This is a genomic window from Bacillus sp. FSL K6-1366 (genome assembly GCF_037976695.1).
GTDB classification, from domain to species: Bacteria; Bacillota; Bacilli; order Bacillales; family Bacillaceae; genus Bacillus; species Bacillus subtilis.
Genome location: NZ_CP150268.1, coordinates 3005762 through 3021626, shown reverse-complemented (window position 1 = coordinate 3021626; position 15865 = coordinate 3005762). Strand labels below are relative to the sequence as shown.

Here is a 15865-nt window from a genome sequence, read left to right as displayed (position 1 = left end):
AACTTTGAAAAGTTAATAACAGAATCGACCATCAAAGGATCGAGAGAGGGCTTCACTGAAAGCCTCAGGGTATAATGTTCAGGGCGGCGTCTGCCCGCTAGCCGATTTCTTTCCCCGCCAAACAGCTGAGGCTCTCCGTGAAAAGGGAGTGCGCCTGCCGAAAACCGTTGGTCAGACGGTCGGCATCCTCGGCGCTCTTGTTATTGGGACAGTACTGATGCGGAAATTGGGTCTGCCCCATGGTGATGATTGTATCTTGGATCGTACAGGCCTGATCATCACGGCCTTTTGGATTTCCGTCATTATAGTGAAGTATCGTGGTACAGCCTATCGCTCTTACACTCAAAAAACGACCCGAAAGCCATGTATACACCAACCGGCAGCTTTTGGTTCTTCTTACATACAAATCAGCTTCGACTTTAACAGAATCAAACCAATCATTAATGTAGTGATTTCTATTTTGCTGCCTTTACTCATTTATTTGATCATAAAAAGCAAAGCGTTGTTCGGCGCCAAAGCAAAGCACTAGGAATTTTTAGCTTCTTTTGTTTGATAAACAGGATTCTGTTTTGTTTTTCTTATATCTTTCAGGTAGTACTGTTCAGATGTAAAGAATTCGGTGTACAGCGCTTTTACCTTTCTGCTCAATAACAACAGCGCAATCACATTTGGAACGAGAATAAAAGCCAATGCTAAGTCCAAAAAGCCCCAAATGGCTTTTGCTCCGCCTGCGGCACCTATGATAATAGCCGCTAAATATACGAATTTAATCACGTGTCCTGCCAGCCGCCCGAACAGAAATTCAGCTTGCTTTACGCCGTAAAAAATGACAACCATAATGGTTGATACGACAAAGAAGACTAGGGAAACCGAAACGAAGTACCCTCCGCCAGAACCGAAATAATGCTGAAATGCAGCCGTCGTCAGTGCTGCCGGGTCAATTGAGGCGTTCTTCCCTGTCCAGACACCAGATGCAAGAACGACAAAAGCGGTGGTCGTGCAGATGATCAAGGTGTCAATGACAATGCCGATCACAGACCAAAACCCTTGCCGCACAGGATGATCAGTCATTGCTGCCGCATGTGCAATCGGGGCTGTTCCCATTCCGGCTTCATTAGAATACAGCCCGCGGGCAAATCCCCAGCGAACGGTTTCCGCCAACGCAGCACCTGCGAACCCTCCAACTGCTGAAGAAGAGGTAAGCGCATTTGAAAAAACGAGAGAGAAAAACGCCGGCACTGATGATAGATTCATGAGAACAATCAGGAGACCGGCACCTGCGTATGCCCCTGCCATAAGAGGCACGACAAACTCTGTTACTTTTCCGATCCGCTTTACCCCTCCTATCACCACTAACCCAATCAAAAATGCAATTCCGATTCCTGCGTATATTTTATTGAAAGAAAACGTCTCGGCAAGCGAGACTGAAACCGAATTTCCCTGAACCATAATGCTGGGAATCAGCTCCACAATCAGCGCAACAGAGAAGAATACGCCGAGCCATTTCATGCGCAGCCCTTTTGTTATGTAATACATCGGTCCCCCGACGTATTCACCCTGCTCATTTTTTTCTCTGTAATGAACAGCAAGAACACTTTCAGAAAACTTAATCGCCATGGCAAATAAGGCAATAAGCCACATCCAAAAAACCGCTCCTGGCCCTCCAAACATAATAGCGGCGGGCACACCGACAATGTTCGCTGCACCGATCGTTGAACTGAGGGCTGAGGTCAATGCCTGAAGCGGTGTGACTGTGCCTTCTCCCTTCGGCTTTTTTCCTACGCTGCCGATTGTCTGTTTGAAAATGTATAAAGGATAGCGAAATTGAAAACCTTTCAGCAAAATAGTGAAATACAACCCCGTCCCCGTCAGCAGGATGATTAGCGGCGGGCCCCACAGCCAATCAGATATATGCTCTATCCATACTAATAGTCGTTCCATCCCATCACCCTTTTTTCGTTTATGGGTCATTTCCCATAGATGGAAAAACATAAACCTTTTGACATAGAACTTGGAACATAAAAAGGATGGCTTTTATCAATCGCCATCCTGCAGATCAGACAAATCAGCTGGAAGAAGGTCTGTTTCGTCCAAGCCGATCATATACTTTATTCTTATAAAAAGCGGATGCTGGCTTTGAAAACATGCCTTTTTTGTCGACAAGCTTATCAAGCAGCAATTGCTTTTCAGATTTTTTTCTGATTAATTGCTCGCGTTCTTTTTCGTCATAGCACTTTTCGATTAAATGGTCGATGGTCATAAGCTCTTTTTTGAGCGCGCCCTCGTCCTCTGCCATTCCCGCGTTTTTCAAAATACGATAGCCCATGCGCAGCGATTCCGGCAAGTGTGCCGCGTCATCCTTCGGCAGCGGCTTCCCCATTCCCGGGAGGTTTTGAAAGTCCCCGTCTTTGATGGCGCGCTTAATTTTATCTTCAGACACAATATGGGAAAAATCCATCATTTCACCTCTTTTTATCTATACCTTATATTTTATCATACAATTCTCAATGTACCATTTTATTCCTTTATTTCTAGAAAGATACCTTGTTTTACATTTGGTAATATCAAAGCGAAACGTTGATTCGACGGCGTTTTTCGCCACTTTCTCCATCATACGATTTTCACTTTTCTAATCTGCTGATTCGTGTTATATTGGATACGTTCGTTTTTTCTATCGTTTCGCTCGAACTGGATCGGAAAAAAGGAGTGTAACAATGAAAACATTTATAAAAGAAAGAGGACTGGCCTTCTTCTTAATTGCGGTCGTCCTGTTATGGATCAAGACGTATGTCGGTTATGTCCTGAACTTCAACTTAGGAATAGACAACACGATACAAAAAATATTGCTTTTTGTGAATCCTCTTAGCTCAAGCTTGTTCTTTCTTGGCTTTGGACTCTTGTTCAAGAAAAAATTACAGCAGACAGCCATTATAGTGATTCATTTTTTAATGTCTTTTTTACTGTACGCAAACATTGTGTACTACAGATTTTTCAATGATTTTATTACAATTCCGGTCATTATGCAGGCTAAAACAAACGGCGGCCAACTCGGAGACAGCGCATTTTCGCTGATGAGACCGACTGACGCCTTTTACTTTATCGATACGATCATCCTGATCATCTTGGCGATCAAAGTAAACAAGCCTGCCGAAACGTCAAGCAAAAAATCGTTCCGAATTATTTTTGCGTCTTCAATTCTTGTGTTCTTGATCAACCTGGCAGTTGCGGAATCAGACCGTCCTGAATTGCTGACAAGATCATTCGACCGGAACTATCTTGTGAAATACTTGGGAACATACAATTTCACGATTTATGACGCTGTACAGAATATCAAGTCCAACAGCCAGCGCGCGCTTGCCGATTCCAGCGACGTGACGGAAGTGGAAAACTACATGAAAGCCAATTACGATGTGCCGAATAACGTGTATTTCGGCAAAGCGGAAGGAAAAAACGTCATTTACGTTTCACTTGAATCTTTGCAGTCATTTATCATCGACTATAAAATTGACGGCAAAGAAGTGACACCGTTCTTAAATAAACTGGCACATGATAACGAAACGTTCTACTTTGATAACTTTTTCCACCAAACGGGACAAGGCAAAACATCTGATGCTGAATTTATGATGGAAAACTCTCTGTACCCGCTGGCTCAAGGTTCAGTTTTCGTAAACAAAGCGCAAAACACGCTGCAATCCGTTCCGGCGATTCTGAAGTCTAAGAATTACACATCTGCTACTTTCCACGGGAACACGCAGACGTTCTGGAACCGTAACGAAATGTACAAAGCGGAAGGCATTGATAAATTCTTTGATTCTGCTTACTATGACATGAACGAAGAAAACACGAAAAACTACGGCATGAAAGACAAACCGTTCTTCAAAGAATCAATGCCGCTGCTGGAAAGCCTGCCGCAGCCGTTCTATACGAAGTTCATTACCCTGTCTAACCACTTCCCATTCGGAATGGATGAGGGGGATACAGACTTCCCGGCTGGAGACTTTGGTGACTCTGTCGTCGATAACTACTTCCAGTCAGCCCATTACCTTGATCAGTCCATTGAACAATTCTTCAATGATCTGAAAAAAGACGGGTTATATGATAAATCGATTATTGTGATGTACGGAGACCACTACGGCATCTCTGAAAACCACAATAAAGCGATGGCGAAAGTGCTTGGCAAGGATGAAATCACTGATTACGACAACGCCCAGCTTCAACGGGTGCCGCTCTTTATCCACGCTGCCGGCGTGAAGGGCGAGAAAGTTCATAAATATGCCGGAGACGTTGATGTGGCTCCTACCATTCTGCATCTGCTCGGAGTGGATACGAAGGACTATCTGATGTCCGGTTCTGATATTTTATCGAAAGAACACCGTGAAGTGATTCCGTTCCGAAACGGAGACTTTATTTCACCGAAGTACACGAAAATATCCGGTAAGTATTACGACACGAAAACCGGAAAAGAACTCGATGAATCCGAAGTCGACAAGTCAGAAGACTCACTCGTCAAGAAGGAACTTGAAATGTCCGATAAAATCATAAACGGAGACCTGCTGCGGTTCTACGAGCCGAAAGGTTTTAAGAAGGTGAATCCTTCCGATTATGATTACACAAAACATGACGAAGATTCTTCCGAAACGTCAAAGGATAACGAAGATAAATAAGAAAAAGCGGAGAGGTTGCCCTCTCCGCTTTTTTATTTGACAGCAGCCCTCAATTCCTCAGCTGCAAATTCCACATTCGGGCCAATAATGACTTGAACCGATTGCCCGCCCGATTTGACAACCCCTTTTGCGCCTGCTTTCTTTAGCAGCGCTTCATCCACCAAAGCGGTATCCTTCACAGTCAGTCGCAGCCTTGTGGCGCAATGATCAATGGTTTGAAGGTTTTCTTTTCCGCCGAGCCCTTTCAGCATGATGTTTTCATTTACATCCTGAACAGTATTTTCATCCAGCACTTCATCCACATCATCGTCTTCCCGTCCAGGCGTTTTTAAATTCAAAGCCTTAATCAGTACATAAAACACGATAAAGTATACTGCCGCATAGCATATACCTACCAAAAGCAGAAGCAGCGGTTTTTCCGCGATTCCATAGCTGAGCACATAATCGATAGCTCCGGCTGAAAAAGAGAAGCCTGAGCGGATGCCGAGCCAGTTGACGATAAATAAAGATAACCCGGTTAAGACCGCGTGAACAGCGTATAAAAGCGGAGATAAAAACATAAATGCAAACTCAATCGGCTCCGTAATCCCTGTGATAAACGCTGTTAAAGCAAATCCAATCATCATTCCAGCCGTCGCTTTCCGTTTAGACGGCTTCGCAGTCACAATCATAGCCAGACACGCCGCCGGAAGACCGAACATCATGATTGGGAAGAATCCGGTCATGTATGTGCCCGCAGTCGGATCTTTCGCGAAAAAGCGCGCCAGATCCCCTGTCACTCCGTTATATTCTCCGAATTGGAACCAGAAAATATTGTTCAGCACATGGTGAAGGCCAAGCGGAATTAACAGCCTGTTGAATAGGCCGAATATGCCTGCCCCGATGCCGCCGAGCCCGAGCATCCACTCTCCAAACGAGTTTATACACGATTGAATCGGCGGCCAGACCACTCCGAATATGCCCGCTAAAATGATCGTAATAATGGCTGTTAAAATCGGCACAAGCCGTCTGCCACTGAAGAACCCGAGATATTCAGGCAGCTTGGTATCCTTGAAGCGGTTATAGGTGTAACCGGCAATTAAACCGGCAATAATTCCCCCAAACACCGCCATGTTATTTGTTTTATCAATTGTCTTTGTTGCCGCGTCAAGCATCAGATACGATATCGCCCCTGATAAACCCGCGGCCCCATTGCTGTCTTTTGAAATGCCGATGGCAATACCGATCGCAAAAATAAGCGGCAGATGATCAAAAACCGCCGTCCCCGCCTGATAGACAAACGGGATATTAAATACATCCTCTCTGCCAAGCGCAAGGATAATTCCAACCGCAGGCAGAACCGCAATCGGGAGCATAAATGACTTCCCGAGTTTTTGTAAAAATGAAAGCATACCCATCCCCCTCATACCCTTTTTTTTCAAATATACCATATAAGATATCTAGTGATCTATACCAATTTTCCCGGGGGTATTTCTTTTTTCCCAGGTCCGTGTGTTTCCTATTTTTAAGACAGTTGTGGTAAGCTTAATCTAGATTATTTAAAAAGAAAGCGGGAATGACAGATGATTGTAACAAACGATCAAGAATTAGAAGGCCTGAAAAAAATCGGAAGAATCGTCGCGCTTGCGCGTGAAGAAATGAAGCGGAAGGCAGAGCCCGGCATGAGCACAAAAGACCTTGACCTTATCGGAAAAGCTGTGCTTGATGAGCACGGCGCCGTTTCAGCTCCTGAGAAGGAATACGATTTTCCAGGTGTGACATGTATCAGCGTAAATGATGAAGTGGCTCACGGCATACCAAGCACATCCAAAATTTTAAAAGCAGGGGACCTTGTCAACATCGACATCTCCGCTGAATTTGGCGGCTTCTATTCCGACACAGGCATCTCATTTGTGCTCGGTGAAGGAGAAGAACGCCTTCATAAGCTTTGCCAATGCGCGGAAAACGCTTTTCAAAAGGGGCTTCAGCAGGCAAAAGCGGGCAAGCGCCAAAACCAGATCGGAAGAGCCGTTTATCATGAAGCACGCTCTCAAGGCTTTACCGTCATCAAAACCCTGACCGGCCACGGAATCGGCCGAAGCCTGCATGAAGCGCCGAACCACATCATGAACTATTATGATCCGTTTGATAATGCGCTGTTCAAAAATGGCACAGTCATCGCGCTTGAACCGTTTATTTCAACGAAAGCAGAAACGATTGTTGAAGCTGGAGACGGCTGGACGTTCAAGACGCCGGATAAAAGCATGGTTGCCCAAGTTGAACACACGATCGTCATCACAAAAGATGAACCGATTATCCTGACGAAACTGTAAAACACATTCCGGGCTTCCGGCAGGTTTAACCTCCTCCAATAGCAGGTAAAACATCATTATTCTGCACGAGGAGGTCTTGCAATGCACAGAGATCAAGAAAAAATCCAAATTGAAAACGAAATGAACGCGATGCATGGCACAATAAAAGAAGACATTTTAAAAGACTTTGAGGAATTTAAAGGCTACCTGAAAAAACAAGTCAACCGAGGCAAAAAGCTGGGATTGGATGACGGCAAGCTTGTGAAAAGCGCTGCGATCCTGGGAGACTACCTCGCAAAGCATGAAGAGCCGCAAAACGGTGAAGAAATGCTGCTGCAAGAGCTTTGGAGCGTTGCGGACGAAGATGAGAAAGAACATTTGGCACAGCTTCTGGTCAAATTGGTTGATAAACAATAAAACATGAGCCGGGCGATATGCGCCCGGCTTTCTTGATATTGTCACAGCCCGGCTCTTTCAGATATGCTACACTACTATTATGTCTGTGAAAGGAGCCTTTATCTGCATGTGGTTTATTATTTTCGGCATCATTTTTTTCATTGAAGGCATCATTATGACCGTTTACGGCGTTAAGAAAAAAAACGGGATGCTCACATATATCGGCATTGTTTTCGCCATTATGACATTTGGCGTTGTCATGATCAAACTAACCGGCCATTAAATCATATTCGGCTTTTGCTCCGCATATACATTCAGAAGAACATTCGTACATCTAGTGCGAAAGGCTCAGTTTTCCCCGCATCTCTTTTCAGCATCTTTTTATAGATGTTACAATGCCAATCGTTTCGAAATCAGATAGGGAAAGGAGTTTTCTGACATGCATTACGGCAGTAAAGGCTGGTATGTGGCAGAACTAAAAAAGCAGGGGATCACGCACCATGAAGGAAGAAAGCTTCAAAGCTATAAAACCTATTTTCTTGCCAACCTGCTTGAATCAAAGAAAAAACAATCTTAAATATGGCAAAGCCGCGCACGTTGATATGCGCGGCTTTTTTCTATTCAACCGGCAGCAGCCTGTCCTTTTTTTTCATAAAGGACGCTCTCCAGCTTTCCGATAGTGCAGCCTCACTTAAAATCAGTTCAATGGCGGTGAGATTTTTTGCATCATGGTAGTTGATGCGGTTGGCGAACTGGACGGATATGCCCTTCTCTCCTCTGGACAGCAATTCAAGGTTCGCGCCGGGAGACACCCTGCCCTCCTCCAGCACGCGAAAATAGAACCCTGTATAGCCGGTTTGCTGGACCTTCAGCACCATTTCTTTTACACCAAACTTTTTCGCCAGCTTTACACACGGCTGGCGCGGCTGGCTGACCTGAACAACAGCTTCATCAAGCCTGAACACATCCCCGATGCAAACATTCTCCTCAGTCAGGCCCGCGACCGTCAGATTTTCTCCAAATGCGGCATTTGACAGCGGTCTTGAGAGGAACTCTTCCCAAAACGGATAATGCTCCGCCGGGTAGACACAGACAGCCTTATCAGGTCCGCCGTGGTTGACGAGGTCCGCCTGTCCGTCTCCTTCAAAATTCTCCCGATACAGCATGACGGCTGATTCAGCCGGCCGCTTCATGATGCCGGTTTCGATTTTCTTTCCGTCATATTCAAGCGTCTGCGGTTTTCCCAGATTAAGAGAAAGAACTGAATAGCGCTCTGGTTTCATACAAACACATCCCCTTTACAGGTTGTAAAATGATTGATTATCATAAAAAGAAAAGGTGGTTTTTACATGCTTCAATACCGAATCATTGTAAACGGCCGGGTTCAAGGTGTGGGCTTTCGCTATTTTGTTCAAATGGAAGCTGATAAGCGAAAACTGGCCGGCTGGGTCAAAAACCGTGATGACGGGCGTGTCGAGATTTTGGCAGAGGGTCCGGAAAACGCCCTGCAATCGTTTGTTGAGGCTGTAAAGAACGGAAGCCCTTTCTCAAAGGTTACCGACATCTCTGTGACTGAATCCCGCAGCCTTGAAGGCCATCATCGATTTTCTATTGTTTACTCATAAGGCTTATCTTGATAAAAGTAATTCGGCTTAACGATTGAGTTATCATAGGATCGGTGGAAGATATGAGTGGCAGCGGGTGAAATTGGCGGAATCAGCCACGTCCAGTCCCCCGTCAGCTTTCTGCCCGCTTCTTCCTCCTGTTCTTCAAACCGTTTAAACTGGCTTGCCGCTGTATGATGGTCAACGATGCTGACACCCTGCTTTTTATACGAGTGCAGCACTGCTTTATTCAATTCAACTAGCGCTTGATCCTTCCATAAATCCGTATTGTAATCAGCGGCGATGCCGATCACGGACGCTACTTTTTTCAGCTTGTCGTACCGCTTTTCATCTGCGAGGTTTCTCGCTCCGATCTCCGTGCCCATATACCAGCCGTTAAATGGCGCGGCATTATAATGAATGCCCCCGACCTCAAGCTTCATATCAGAAATAATAGGCACGCCGTACCACTTCAGCTCCAAATCAGAAAACGCCTCGATGTCGGGATGTGTGATTGGAACCTCGATCACAAGTGAACGCGGCAGCTCATACCAGACAGGCTGTTCGTCCCCTTTCATGCGAAAAATGAGCGGCAGCAGGTCAAAATCCGTTCGCTCTCCCCGCCAGCCGAGCTCTTCGCAGGCTGCTGTCAGGGAACAGGAAGCCGGATCGCCGATTCTTTCTCCGTCTGACTCATATCCAGCGTACCGGATCAGCTGATGATTCCAGATCTCGACTTGCTTTTCACCCTTCTCTTCCGGAGGGAAAATCGTAATGGTCGGTCTGATTTTCCCGTTATTGGTGGCGGTTTCAATATGGTGAAAGAGGGCGTCACGCACTTCCTCCTTCGTCCGGACGTCTCGTCTGTCGATAACATTCAGCGAATTCCAGAACAATCTGCCGATGCAGCGGTTGCTGTTTCTCCAAGCCATTTTCGCTCCGTGCTCCAGCTCTTCCTTCGTATGTACATAGCTTCCGGTCAGGTCAATTTCACTTTTAATGTCCTCGAGACGGTCTTTCACTTCCTCCTCCTTTCCTAATTCCTGATAGCATGCGGCAATAAACGCTTTCGCTTCGTTCCAGAGTATTTCTTTTTCTTCCAACAAACTCTCCCCTTCACATCACTTCATGCTTTTCATTGTATCGTTTTTAAGCGGCAAGACAAATGATTTTTCTGCAACTTCCTGGAAAACAATAAAAAACACCCGCGTAATGCGGGTGTCAAATAGACGATAATCGACTTGCCAATTCAGTTAAGTCACTTCGAAAGTTTTTGCCGGTCATCGGTATGCCGTGCCCTGTCAATAACGCTTCCGGTTCAAGACCGGCCAGCTTTAGAATGGACTCCGCGGCCGTCTCTGTGTCAGGCGTGAAATAAGCCGGCGGACCGTGAAGCTCCTGTTTTTGTATCAAGACGTCAGCCATTTTCTCCTGTTCCACTGTAATAACAGCATCACCTGCTACAAGCACGCGTCCGTCATCGCGGAATAACGAAATATGGCCCGGCGTGTGTCCTGGTGTCGCGATCCATATCCACTCGTCAAGAAAAGGAACTGAACCGTCTTCCGGCAGTGCCTGGACATGTGAGGAAATATCGATGGAATGCCGCGGAAACAGCGGCGACAGCTTGGCGACCAGCCCGCTCTTGCTGTCAGGACGAGCCGGAGGATAATCCTCTTTACCTGTTACATAGGGCATTTCCCGAGAATGGACATAAACAGGTACATCCCAATGCTCAAGGATCTCTTCGATTGCCCCAATATGGTCAAAGTGCCCGTGTGTGAGGATAATCGCCTTCAGCTGAAACCCTTCACCAAATCTTTGTTTGGCTTCATTGACAATCATGCCGGCTGATTGAGGCATGCCGGCATCAATTAAAACAAATGAGTGAGGTTCAGAAGGCAGCTGAATAAAATAGACATTCGCAATTTGCACAGTCAGGCCGTGCACCCCTTTTGCCGCTTCGAACCCCGTTCCGCTTCTGACTGAAGTCAGCGGCATATAAGGATCACTCATAATGACACCTCCGGAATGTTATATGCCGTTAGTGTGTGTCATTACGCCTGAATTATCATACGGAAATAGAGATCGCACCGATCAATAGAGCGATAGCCGTCATGACGATCACTGCGAGAACCGCCCATTTCAATGCGAATTTTTGATGGTCATCAATAGAAACTCCGACGAGTCCGACAAGCAAATGAGTGGATGGCACAAGCGGACTCAGCATATGAATCGGCTGGCCGATAATAGAGGCTCTGGCAATTTCCACTTTATCCACACCGTATGCGACAGCTGTTTCTGATAAAATCGGCAGCACCCCGTAGAAATACGCGTCATTCGGCATCAAAAATGTGAAAATGCCGCTTGTTAAGGCAACAATCGCCGGGATCAATCCGCCCATTTGTTCCGGTATCATGGACACGAGCGAGATCGCCATTTCATCAACCATTTTCGTGCCTGTCAAAATCCCCGTGAACACCCCCGCAGCAAAAATCATTGAACCGATAGCCAGCACGTTGCTGGAATGCGCCGCGATGCGCTGTCTCTGATGCTCGAGATTGGGATAATTCACAATCAGCGCAATACAAAACGCAATGACAAACAGTACGGTTAAACTGACTTTACCCGATACTAAACATCCTATTAAAGAAAGCGTTAACAATAAATTGAACCACCAAAGCTTCGGCCGCTTCCACTCATCTTCAACCGCAGCAGCCGGTTCATTGGCATTGGCTGGCTGTTTCAGTTCAATCACACCAAGGCGCTTTCGTTCCGCTTTTCCAAGCACATACGCAACTGCCACCATACAAAGCATCCCGCTTGCAATGACAGGAATCATCGGCCCTGTAAGCTCAGCTGGATCAACCCCCAGCGCACTCGCCGCCCTCGGCGTCGCACCTCCCCATGGAATCGTGTTCATGATTCCCATGCCGACTCCCGCGATTCCTGCCAAGATAATTGGCCGGATGCCTAGCAGCAAATAGAGCGGAAGCATGGCGCTTGTCGTAATCATGTACGTTGTCGAGCCATCTCCGTCCAAGGCGACGAGCATTGTAAGGACCGCTGTCCCGACAACAATTTTTAAAGGGTCTCCTTTGACCATGCTTAAAATTTTGCCAACCATTGGATCAAACAGGCCTGTATCAATCATAATTCCAAAATATAAGATCGCAAACATAATCATGACCGCAGTCGGCGCGACTTGCTGAATCCCCGAAATCATCATGTCCCCAACTTCAGTAAATCCAAATCCGGCGATAAGCGCAAACACAATCGGCGTCAAAACTAATGCTGTTAAAACAGAAAGCCGTTTTGTCATGATCAATGTCATAAACACAAGCATCATGAGAAAGCCTAAGATTGCTAACACATCCATTCCCCCTTAAATGAATCCGCTTACATTTTTTTCTCCCTTACTCCCCTTTTTGTCTTGCCTTTTTGCCATCGTATGGGAAAACCAACCGCAAGTAAATAATTTGGTTTTTTTGTATTTTTAATTTTTTAAAACCGTTTTGTTCTTTTTGATCAATTTTCGGCATGAAAAAAATCCCGGGATGCCGGGATCTTAATTTCCTGTCATGATGCTTTGATAAAAAGCAGATTGCTCTTCTAAAAACCGTTTCGTTTCCCTGCTGTTTAAATAAAAGCTTTCCCAGTCCTGTTTGTTTATTTTCCGCTTCCATTCAGGTGAAGAGGTGACCTTCTTTAGCGCTTGATCCCAGTAAGAAATCTCTTCCTCAGACATATTTTTCGGGCCCAAAATCCCTCTCCAATGAGAAAAAACAAACGGGATTCCCTGCTCCTTCCACGTCGGTACATTTGGAAAACCGGGAAGTCTTTTATCAGACGTTACAGCGGCTAACGTGATATCGCCGTTTCGTTCATATGGTTTCGCTTCAGAAAGGGTCATGGAAGCTGCTTCTATCTCATGTCTGATCAGCGCCTGAATGAGCTGTTCACTGCTGTCATACTGTGAGAATTGAATGTCAAACGGGTCAATGCCGTACATATCTGCCGCTCTGACGAACGAGAGCTGATCATCATTGCCAAACCCCGGGGCAAAGCCGATTCTCACCTTGCCGGGATGCATGTTGATCTCATTCAGCACATCCTTGCCATTTGTTAACGCTGATCCTTTTGGCAATGCAACCGTCTGCCATTCCTTGGAGAGAATGGCGAGCGGCGTAAAATCGGACATTTTTAATTTGCTTTGCCCGAGAAGATCATTGCTCAATATTAGGCTGGACGTCATGCTGATGGTTTGTTTGCTGCTTTTGTTGACATATTTCCAGCCTTTCTCTCCCCCGCCGCCGGATTTATAGACGATATGAACATCATCCTTCACGATCTGCTTCTGCCTCAAAACTGATTGGATCGCCTGCGCTGTGACATCCCAGCCGCCAGAAGGTTCGGCAGGGACGACAATTTCTATTGGCCCGTCAGGCAGGCGCGGCGCAGCTGCCTGCCTGATATCACCCTGCATAAAGATCAATAGAATAATCAATAGGATTATAGATTTTTTCATATCTAATCCGCCGCCAAATAATATTTTCTCTCCGGCCTGCCGATAATCCCGTATTCAAGCTCGGCTCTTGCTTCTTCCTTTGACACAAGATACTCGGCATAACGGCGGGCAGTTGTTCGTGACGCCCCCATTTTTTCCCCAAGTTCCTCCGCTGTCAATCCTTCTGACGCAGTCTGAAGCGCTTCCTTAATTTTTCGCAGTGTAATCGAATTAATGCCAGTCGGCAAATCCTCTGCCGGCAAAGCTGTCTTCACACTGTTCCCAAAAATATGGTCGATCATGGATTGGCTGACCTCCGGCTGAGACATGAGCAGCTTCCTTTTTTCTTTATACTGAAGCAGCACCTGCCTGAACTTGTCAGCCGTTACAGGTTTGATCAAATAGTGGGCAATTCCTGCTCTTAGCGCTTCCTGCAAATGCCGGGTTTCTGTTGCCGCTGTGATAATCATAATGTCCACTTCAGGAAATTGGCTTCGTATATCAGGAATCAACGCGGTCCCAAGCTCGTCCGGCATATAAATATCCAGCAGAAGCAAATCAGCCTTGTGTTCCTTCAAAAGCGCCAATGTCTCTTTTGCGTTAGCCGCCTTGCCGATAATCTTGAATCCATCAAGCTGTTTAATCAATCTCTCATGGATTTGCGCAACTCGAAAATCATCCTCCGCAATCGCGATGTGAATCAAATGGATTCCCCCTTTGTTTCTCCTTCGGTATAAACACAGTGAATACCGCCCCGCCAGTTTTTTGATTCGCCAGTTCGATCCAGCCGCCCAGTTCACGCACTGAGTCTTTCACATTGGCCAGACCGTAGCCTCTCTTCATCCCCTTTGAAGAATAGCCTCTCTCAAACACAGCTTCTATTTTCTCTGGCGGCACACCGGGCCCTGTGTCTGATACTTCAATGACAATGTCATGGCCCATATCCGTGATAAAAAACAAAACTTCCTTCACGCTTTGCTCCGCTACAGCTTCGAAAGCGTTATCAATTAAATTGCCAATAATCGTAATAAGATGGGACAAGCCGATATGCGCAGGAAGAGGCGCGAGTGAGCTGTTCTCATCAATCACCAGCTTGACCTTCTTTTCCGATGCCTTGCTTATTTTCCCTAACAAAATGGCCTGCACCTGCTGCGAATGGATGTTATGGAATAAAAGATCATGCTGTTCATTTTGTATCGCATATTCCTCTTTTATCAGATCAATAGCTTCATCATACTCCCCAAGTTCAAGCAGCCCTAAAATCGCATAAAGCTTATTTGAAAATTCATGAGTCTGCGCCCTGAGATCCTCAGAATATTTGCGAACCTCTGTCAATGTGTCGATCAGCTTCTTCAGCTCTGTTTTCTCCCTGAAGCTGACGACAATCCCATATGCCTGCCCGCCTTGATTCATCACTTTCGTATTGATAATAAACACTTGATCGTTGACGCTTACTTCCTGGTTCGGCAGCATTTCTCCTTTTTCAAGCACAGACATCAGCCCTGCTCCCGGCATGACGTCATCTATAGGAAGATGGGTCACAGGCTCGGGCAGCTTCAGCATCTCGGCCGCCGATACGTTCATCATGGTGACGACGCCTTCACGATTGGTGGCAATAATCCCTTCTCGAATCGCGAAAAGCATTGCGTTCCTCTCACGATATAGAGCCGCGATCTCATGCGGTTCAAGCCCAAGCGTATCCTTTCTGATGCTTTTCGCCAGCACGGCGGCGCCAATAAATCCGAGCAGCAGTACAAGCACAGCAATCACACTCAAATTTCTCAAATGCTTTTTGATGCTTTGCTCTGTCTCCGTTTGCAGAAAATCAACAGATACGCTGCCGATCACTTGGCTGTATCCCTTCTGTTCTTTTATAATCGGCGCGCTCCCTCTGATCACTCTTCGTCCATCCGCTTTTGTTTCAGAAACATACGAACCGCCAAACAAAATTTCTCTGCTGCGCTCCAGTTTCTTTAATCCGCTTTTTCCAGAGGCGCTGCGAATGTCTCCTTTTTCGTCCAAAACATAAATGGCAAACGCGCCAGTCTGTTCTTTCATTTGTTCAATGACCTCTTGCGTCTGAGCCGCATGTCCGTCTTTTCTCTCAATGAGCTCTTTAACCGGCGGCATATAGGAAATGGTTCTCGCCGTTTGAACCGCCAGCTGCTCTGCCTGTCTCCGTTCTCCCTGTGTATGCTGAACGGCTAACGTAATGGTCAGCACACCAATGACAAAGACCAGCAGAGCCGCAATCAGCCCCATTATTTTTGTTTGCAGGGAAAAATGGAACCGCTTTTTCACCACAGCACCAGCCGTCCTTTCTACCTAGATCATACCATTTTTCACAGGAAATTTTCTCATTTTTCAAAATCCGTTTTCTTGCGAAGGAGTGAAAATAAAAAA

18 protein-coding genes and 1 pseudogene are annotated in these 15865 nt (G+C 46.1%); 7 read left to right on the top strand and 12 right to left on the bottom strand.

The features are described 5' to 3' along the window. Positions 1 to 256 precede the first annotated feature (256 nt). Positions 257 to 529 (top strand): annotated as a pseudogene (locus MHI44_RS15760) (spore gernimation protein); the annotation flags it as partial. On the opposite strand, the gene MHI44_RS15755 reads toward MHI44_RS15760, so the two are convergent. The 3 genes from MHI44_RS15755 to MHI44_RS15745 all read right to left on the bottom strand — a co-directional run bounded on the left by MHI44_RS15755 (position 526) and on the right by MHI44_RS15745 (position 2614). Next, complete coding sequence (locus tag MHI44_RS15755) at positions 526 to 1941, bottom strand: sodium:alanine symporter family protein (protein ID WP_339202377.1); 1416 nt, start codon at positions 1939 to 1941, stop codon at positions 526 to 528. The pseudogene MHI44_RS15760 and the gene MHI44_RS15755 overlap by 4 nt on opposite strands. A 124-nt stretch (positions 1942 to 2065) precedes the next feature. Continuing rightward, a complete protein-coding gene (locus MHI44_RS15750) occupies positions 2066 to 2458 on the bottom strand; it encodes a DUF1992 domain-containing protein (protein ID WP_003233692.1) in 393 nt (130 codons plus the stop codon). Positions 2459 to 2476: 18 nt separating this feature from the next. Next, positions 2477 to 2614: a hypothetical protein gene (locus MHI44_RS15745; RefSeq protein WP_072557053.1), complete on the bottom strand. Its 138-nt coding sequence runs from the start codon at positions 2612 to 2614 to the stop codon at positions 2477 to 2479. Positions 2615 to 2714: 100 nt separating this feature from the next. On the opposite strand from MHI44_RS15745, the gene ltaS reads away from it, so the two are divergent. Beyond that, positions 2715 to 4664, top strand: coding sequence for a lipoteichoic acid synthase (gene ltaS, locus MHI44_RS15740; RefSeq protein ID WP_003233694.1), 1950 nt, complete (start codon positions 2715 to 2717; stop codon positions 4662 to 4664). A gap of 32 nt (positions 4665 to 4696) precedes the next feature. On the opposite strand, the gene nagE is transcribed toward ltaS, so the two are convergent. Continuing rightward, a complete protein-coding gene (nagE, locus tag MHI44_RS15735) occupies positions 4697 to 6055 on the bottom strand; it encodes an N-acetylglucosamine-specific PTS transporter subunit IIBC (RefSeq protein WP_029317493.1) in 1359 nt (452 codons plus the stop codon). 171 nt (positions 6056 to 6226) lie between these two features. Between nagE and map the strand changes: the two genes are divergently transcribed. From map to MHI44_RS15715, 4 genes are all read left to right on the top strand, one after another. Next, on the top strand, positions 6227 to 6976 hold the full coding sequence (gene map, locus MHI44_RS15730; protein WP_003233698.1) for a type I methionyl aminopeptidase: 750 nt from the start codon (positions 6227 to 6229) through the stop codon (positions 6974 to 6976). An 81-nt stretch (positions 6977 to 7057) separates the two neighbouring features. Continuing rightward, complete coding sequence (locus tag MHI44_RS15725) at positions 7058 to 7372, top strand: DUF3243 domain-containing protein (RefSeq protein WP_029317494.1); 315 nt, start codon at positions 7058 to 7060, stop codon at positions 7370 to 7372. A gap of 106 nt (positions 7373 to 7478) precedes the next feature. Next, positions 7479 to 7634: a hypothetical protein gene (locus tag MHI44_RS15720; protein ID WP_003244572.1), complete on the top strand. Its 156-nt coding sequence runs from the start codon at positions 7479 to 7481 to the stop codon at positions 7632 to 7634. Positions 7635 to 7790: 156 nt separating this feature from the next. Further along, positions 7791 to 7928, top strand: coding sequence for a YflJ family protein (locus MHI44_RS15715; RefSeq protein WP_003233704.1), 138 nt, complete (start codon positions 7791 to 7793; stop codon positions 7926 to 7928). 40 nt (positions 7929 to 7968) lie between these two features. Here the strand turns inward: MHI44_RS15715 and MHI44_RS15710 are convergent, their stop codons facing one another. Next, positions 7969 to 8634: an MOSC domain-containing protein gene (locus MHI44_RS15710; RefSeq protein WP_014479155.1), complete on the bottom strand. Its 666-nt coding sequence runs from the start codon at positions 8632 to 8634 to the stop codon at positions 7969 to 7971. Positions 8635 to 8700: 66 nt separating this feature from the next. Here MHI44_RS15710 and MHI44_RS15705 point away from each other — a divergent pair, with 66 nt between their 5' ends. Further along, entirely contained in the window at positions 8701 to 8976 is a 276-nt protein-coding gene (locus tag MHI44_RS15705; protein WP_003233709.1) for an acylphosphatase, read from the top strand. Here MHI44_RS15705 and nosA read toward each other — a convergent pair. The 7 genes from nosA to yflR form a co-directional block, all read right to left on the bottom strand. Further along, positions 8967 to 10058: a nitric oxide synthase gene (gene nosA / locus MHI44_RS15700; RefSeq protein ID WP_003233711.1), complete on the bottom strand. Its 1092-nt coding sequence runs from the start codon at positions 10056 to 10058 to the stop codon at positions 8967 to 8969. The genes MHI44_RS15705 and nosA overlap by 10 nt on opposite strands. Before the next feature lie 118 nt (positions 10059 to 10176). Next, positions 10177 to 10971 carry an MBL fold metallo-hydrolase gene (locus MHI44_RS15695; RefSeq protein WP_029317495.1) on the bottom strand — a complete coding sequence of 265 codons (795 nt, stop codon included), beginning with the start codon at positions 10969 to 10971 and terminating at the stop codon, positions 10177 to 10179. Positions 10972 to 11026: 55 nt separating this feature from the next. Then, positions 11027 to 12328 (bottom strand): citrate transporter CitM, encoded by a 1302-nt coding sequence (citM, locus tag MHI44_RS15690; RefSeq protein ID WP_029317496.1) that lies wholly within the window; start codon positions 12326 to 12328, stop codon positions 11027 to 11029. 43 nt (positions 12329 to 12371) lie between these two features. Then, entirely contained in the window at positions 12372 to 12497 is a 126-nt protein-coding gene (locus MHI44_RS15685) for a hypothetical protein (RefSeq protein ID WP_003233716.1), read from the bottom strand. Between the two features lie 26 nt (positions 12498 to 12523). Then, positions 12524 to 13483, bottom strand: a complete 960-nt coding sequence (locus tag MHI44_RS15680) for a tripartite tricarboxylate transporter substrate binding protein (RefSeq protein ID WP_029317497.1) — start codon at positions 13481 to 13483, stop codon at positions 12524 to 12526. Positions 13484 to 13485: 2 nt separating this feature from the next. Beyond that, positions 13486 to 14166 carry a two-component response regulator CitT gene (gene citT / locus MHI44_RS15675; RefSeq protein ID WP_015252569.1) on the bottom strand — a complete coding sequence of 227 codons (681 nt, stop codon included), beginning with the start codon at positions 14164 to 14166 and terminating at the stop codon, positions 13486 to 13488. Beyond that, positions 14138 to 15766: a two-component sensor histidine kinase CitS gene (yflR, locus tag MHI44_RS15670; protein ID WP_029317498.1), complete on the bottom strand. Its 1629-nt coding sequence runs from the start codon at positions 15764 to 15766 to the stop codon at positions 14138 to 14140. Before yflR ends, citT begins: the two co-directional genes overlap by 29 nt. Between the last annotated feature and the right edge of the window lie 99 nt (positions 15767 to 15865).

Excerpts from the sequence above, each read along its gene's own strand:
- MHI44_RS15695 (WP_029317495.1), bottom strand. The coding sequence starts at position 10,971 with ATGAGTGATCCTTATATGCCGCTGACTTCAGTCAGAAGCGGAACGGGG.
- MHI44_RS15755 (WP_339202377.1), bottom strand. The coding sequence starts at position 1,941 with ATGGAACGACTATTAGTATGGATAGAGCATATATCTGATTGGCTGTGG.
- MHI44_RS15720 (WP_003244572.1), top strand. The coding sequence starts at position 7,479 with ATGTGGTTTATTATTTTCGGCATCATTTTTTTCATTGAAGGCATCATT.
- map (WP_003233698.1), top strand. The coding sequence starts at position 6,227 with ATGATTGTAACAAACGATCAAGAATTAGAAGGCCTGAAAAAAATCGGA.
- MHI44_RS15710 (WP_014479155.1), bottom strand. The coding sequence starts at position 8,634 with ATGAAACCAGAGCGCTATTCAGTTCTTTCTCTTAATCTGGGAAAACCG.
- MHI44_RS15715 (WP_003233704.1), top strand. The coding sequence starts at position 7,791 with ATGCATTACGGCAGTAAAGGCTGGTATGTGGCAGAACTAAAAAAGCAG.
- MHI44_RS15745 (WP_072557053.1), bottom strand. The coding sequence starts at position 2,614 with ATGATGGAGAAAGTGGCGAAAAACGCCGTCGAATCAACGTTTCGCTTT.
- MHI44_RS15725 (WP_029317494.1), top strand. The coding sequence starts at position 7,058 with ATGCACAGAGATCAAGAAAAAATCCAAATTGAAAACGAAATGAACGCG.
- MHI44_RS15750 (WP_003233692.1), bottom strand. The coding sequence starts at position 2,458 with ATGGATTTTTCCCATATTGTGTCTGAAGATAAAATTAAGCGCGCCATC.
- nagE (WP_029317493.1), bottom strand. The coding sequence starts at position 6,055 with ATGCTTTCATTTTTACAAAAACTCGGGAAGTCATTTATGCTCCCGATT.
- MHI44_RS15685 (WP_003233716.1), bottom strand. The coding sequence starts at position 12,497 with ATGCCGAAAATTGATCAAAAAGAACAAAACGGTTTTAAAAAATTAAAA.
- ltaS (WP_003233694.1), top strand. The coding sequence starts at position 2,715 with ATGAAAACATTTATAAAAGAAAGAGGACTGGCCTTCTTCTTAATTGCG.
- MHI44_RS15680 (WP_029317497.1), bottom strand. The coding sequence starts at position 13,483 with ATGAAAAAATCTATAATCCTATTGATTATTCTATTGATCTTTATGCAG.
- MHI44_RS15705 (WP_003233709.1), top strand. The coding sequence starts at position 8,701 with ATGCTTCAATACCGAATCATTGTAAACGGCCGGGTTCAAGGTGTGGGC.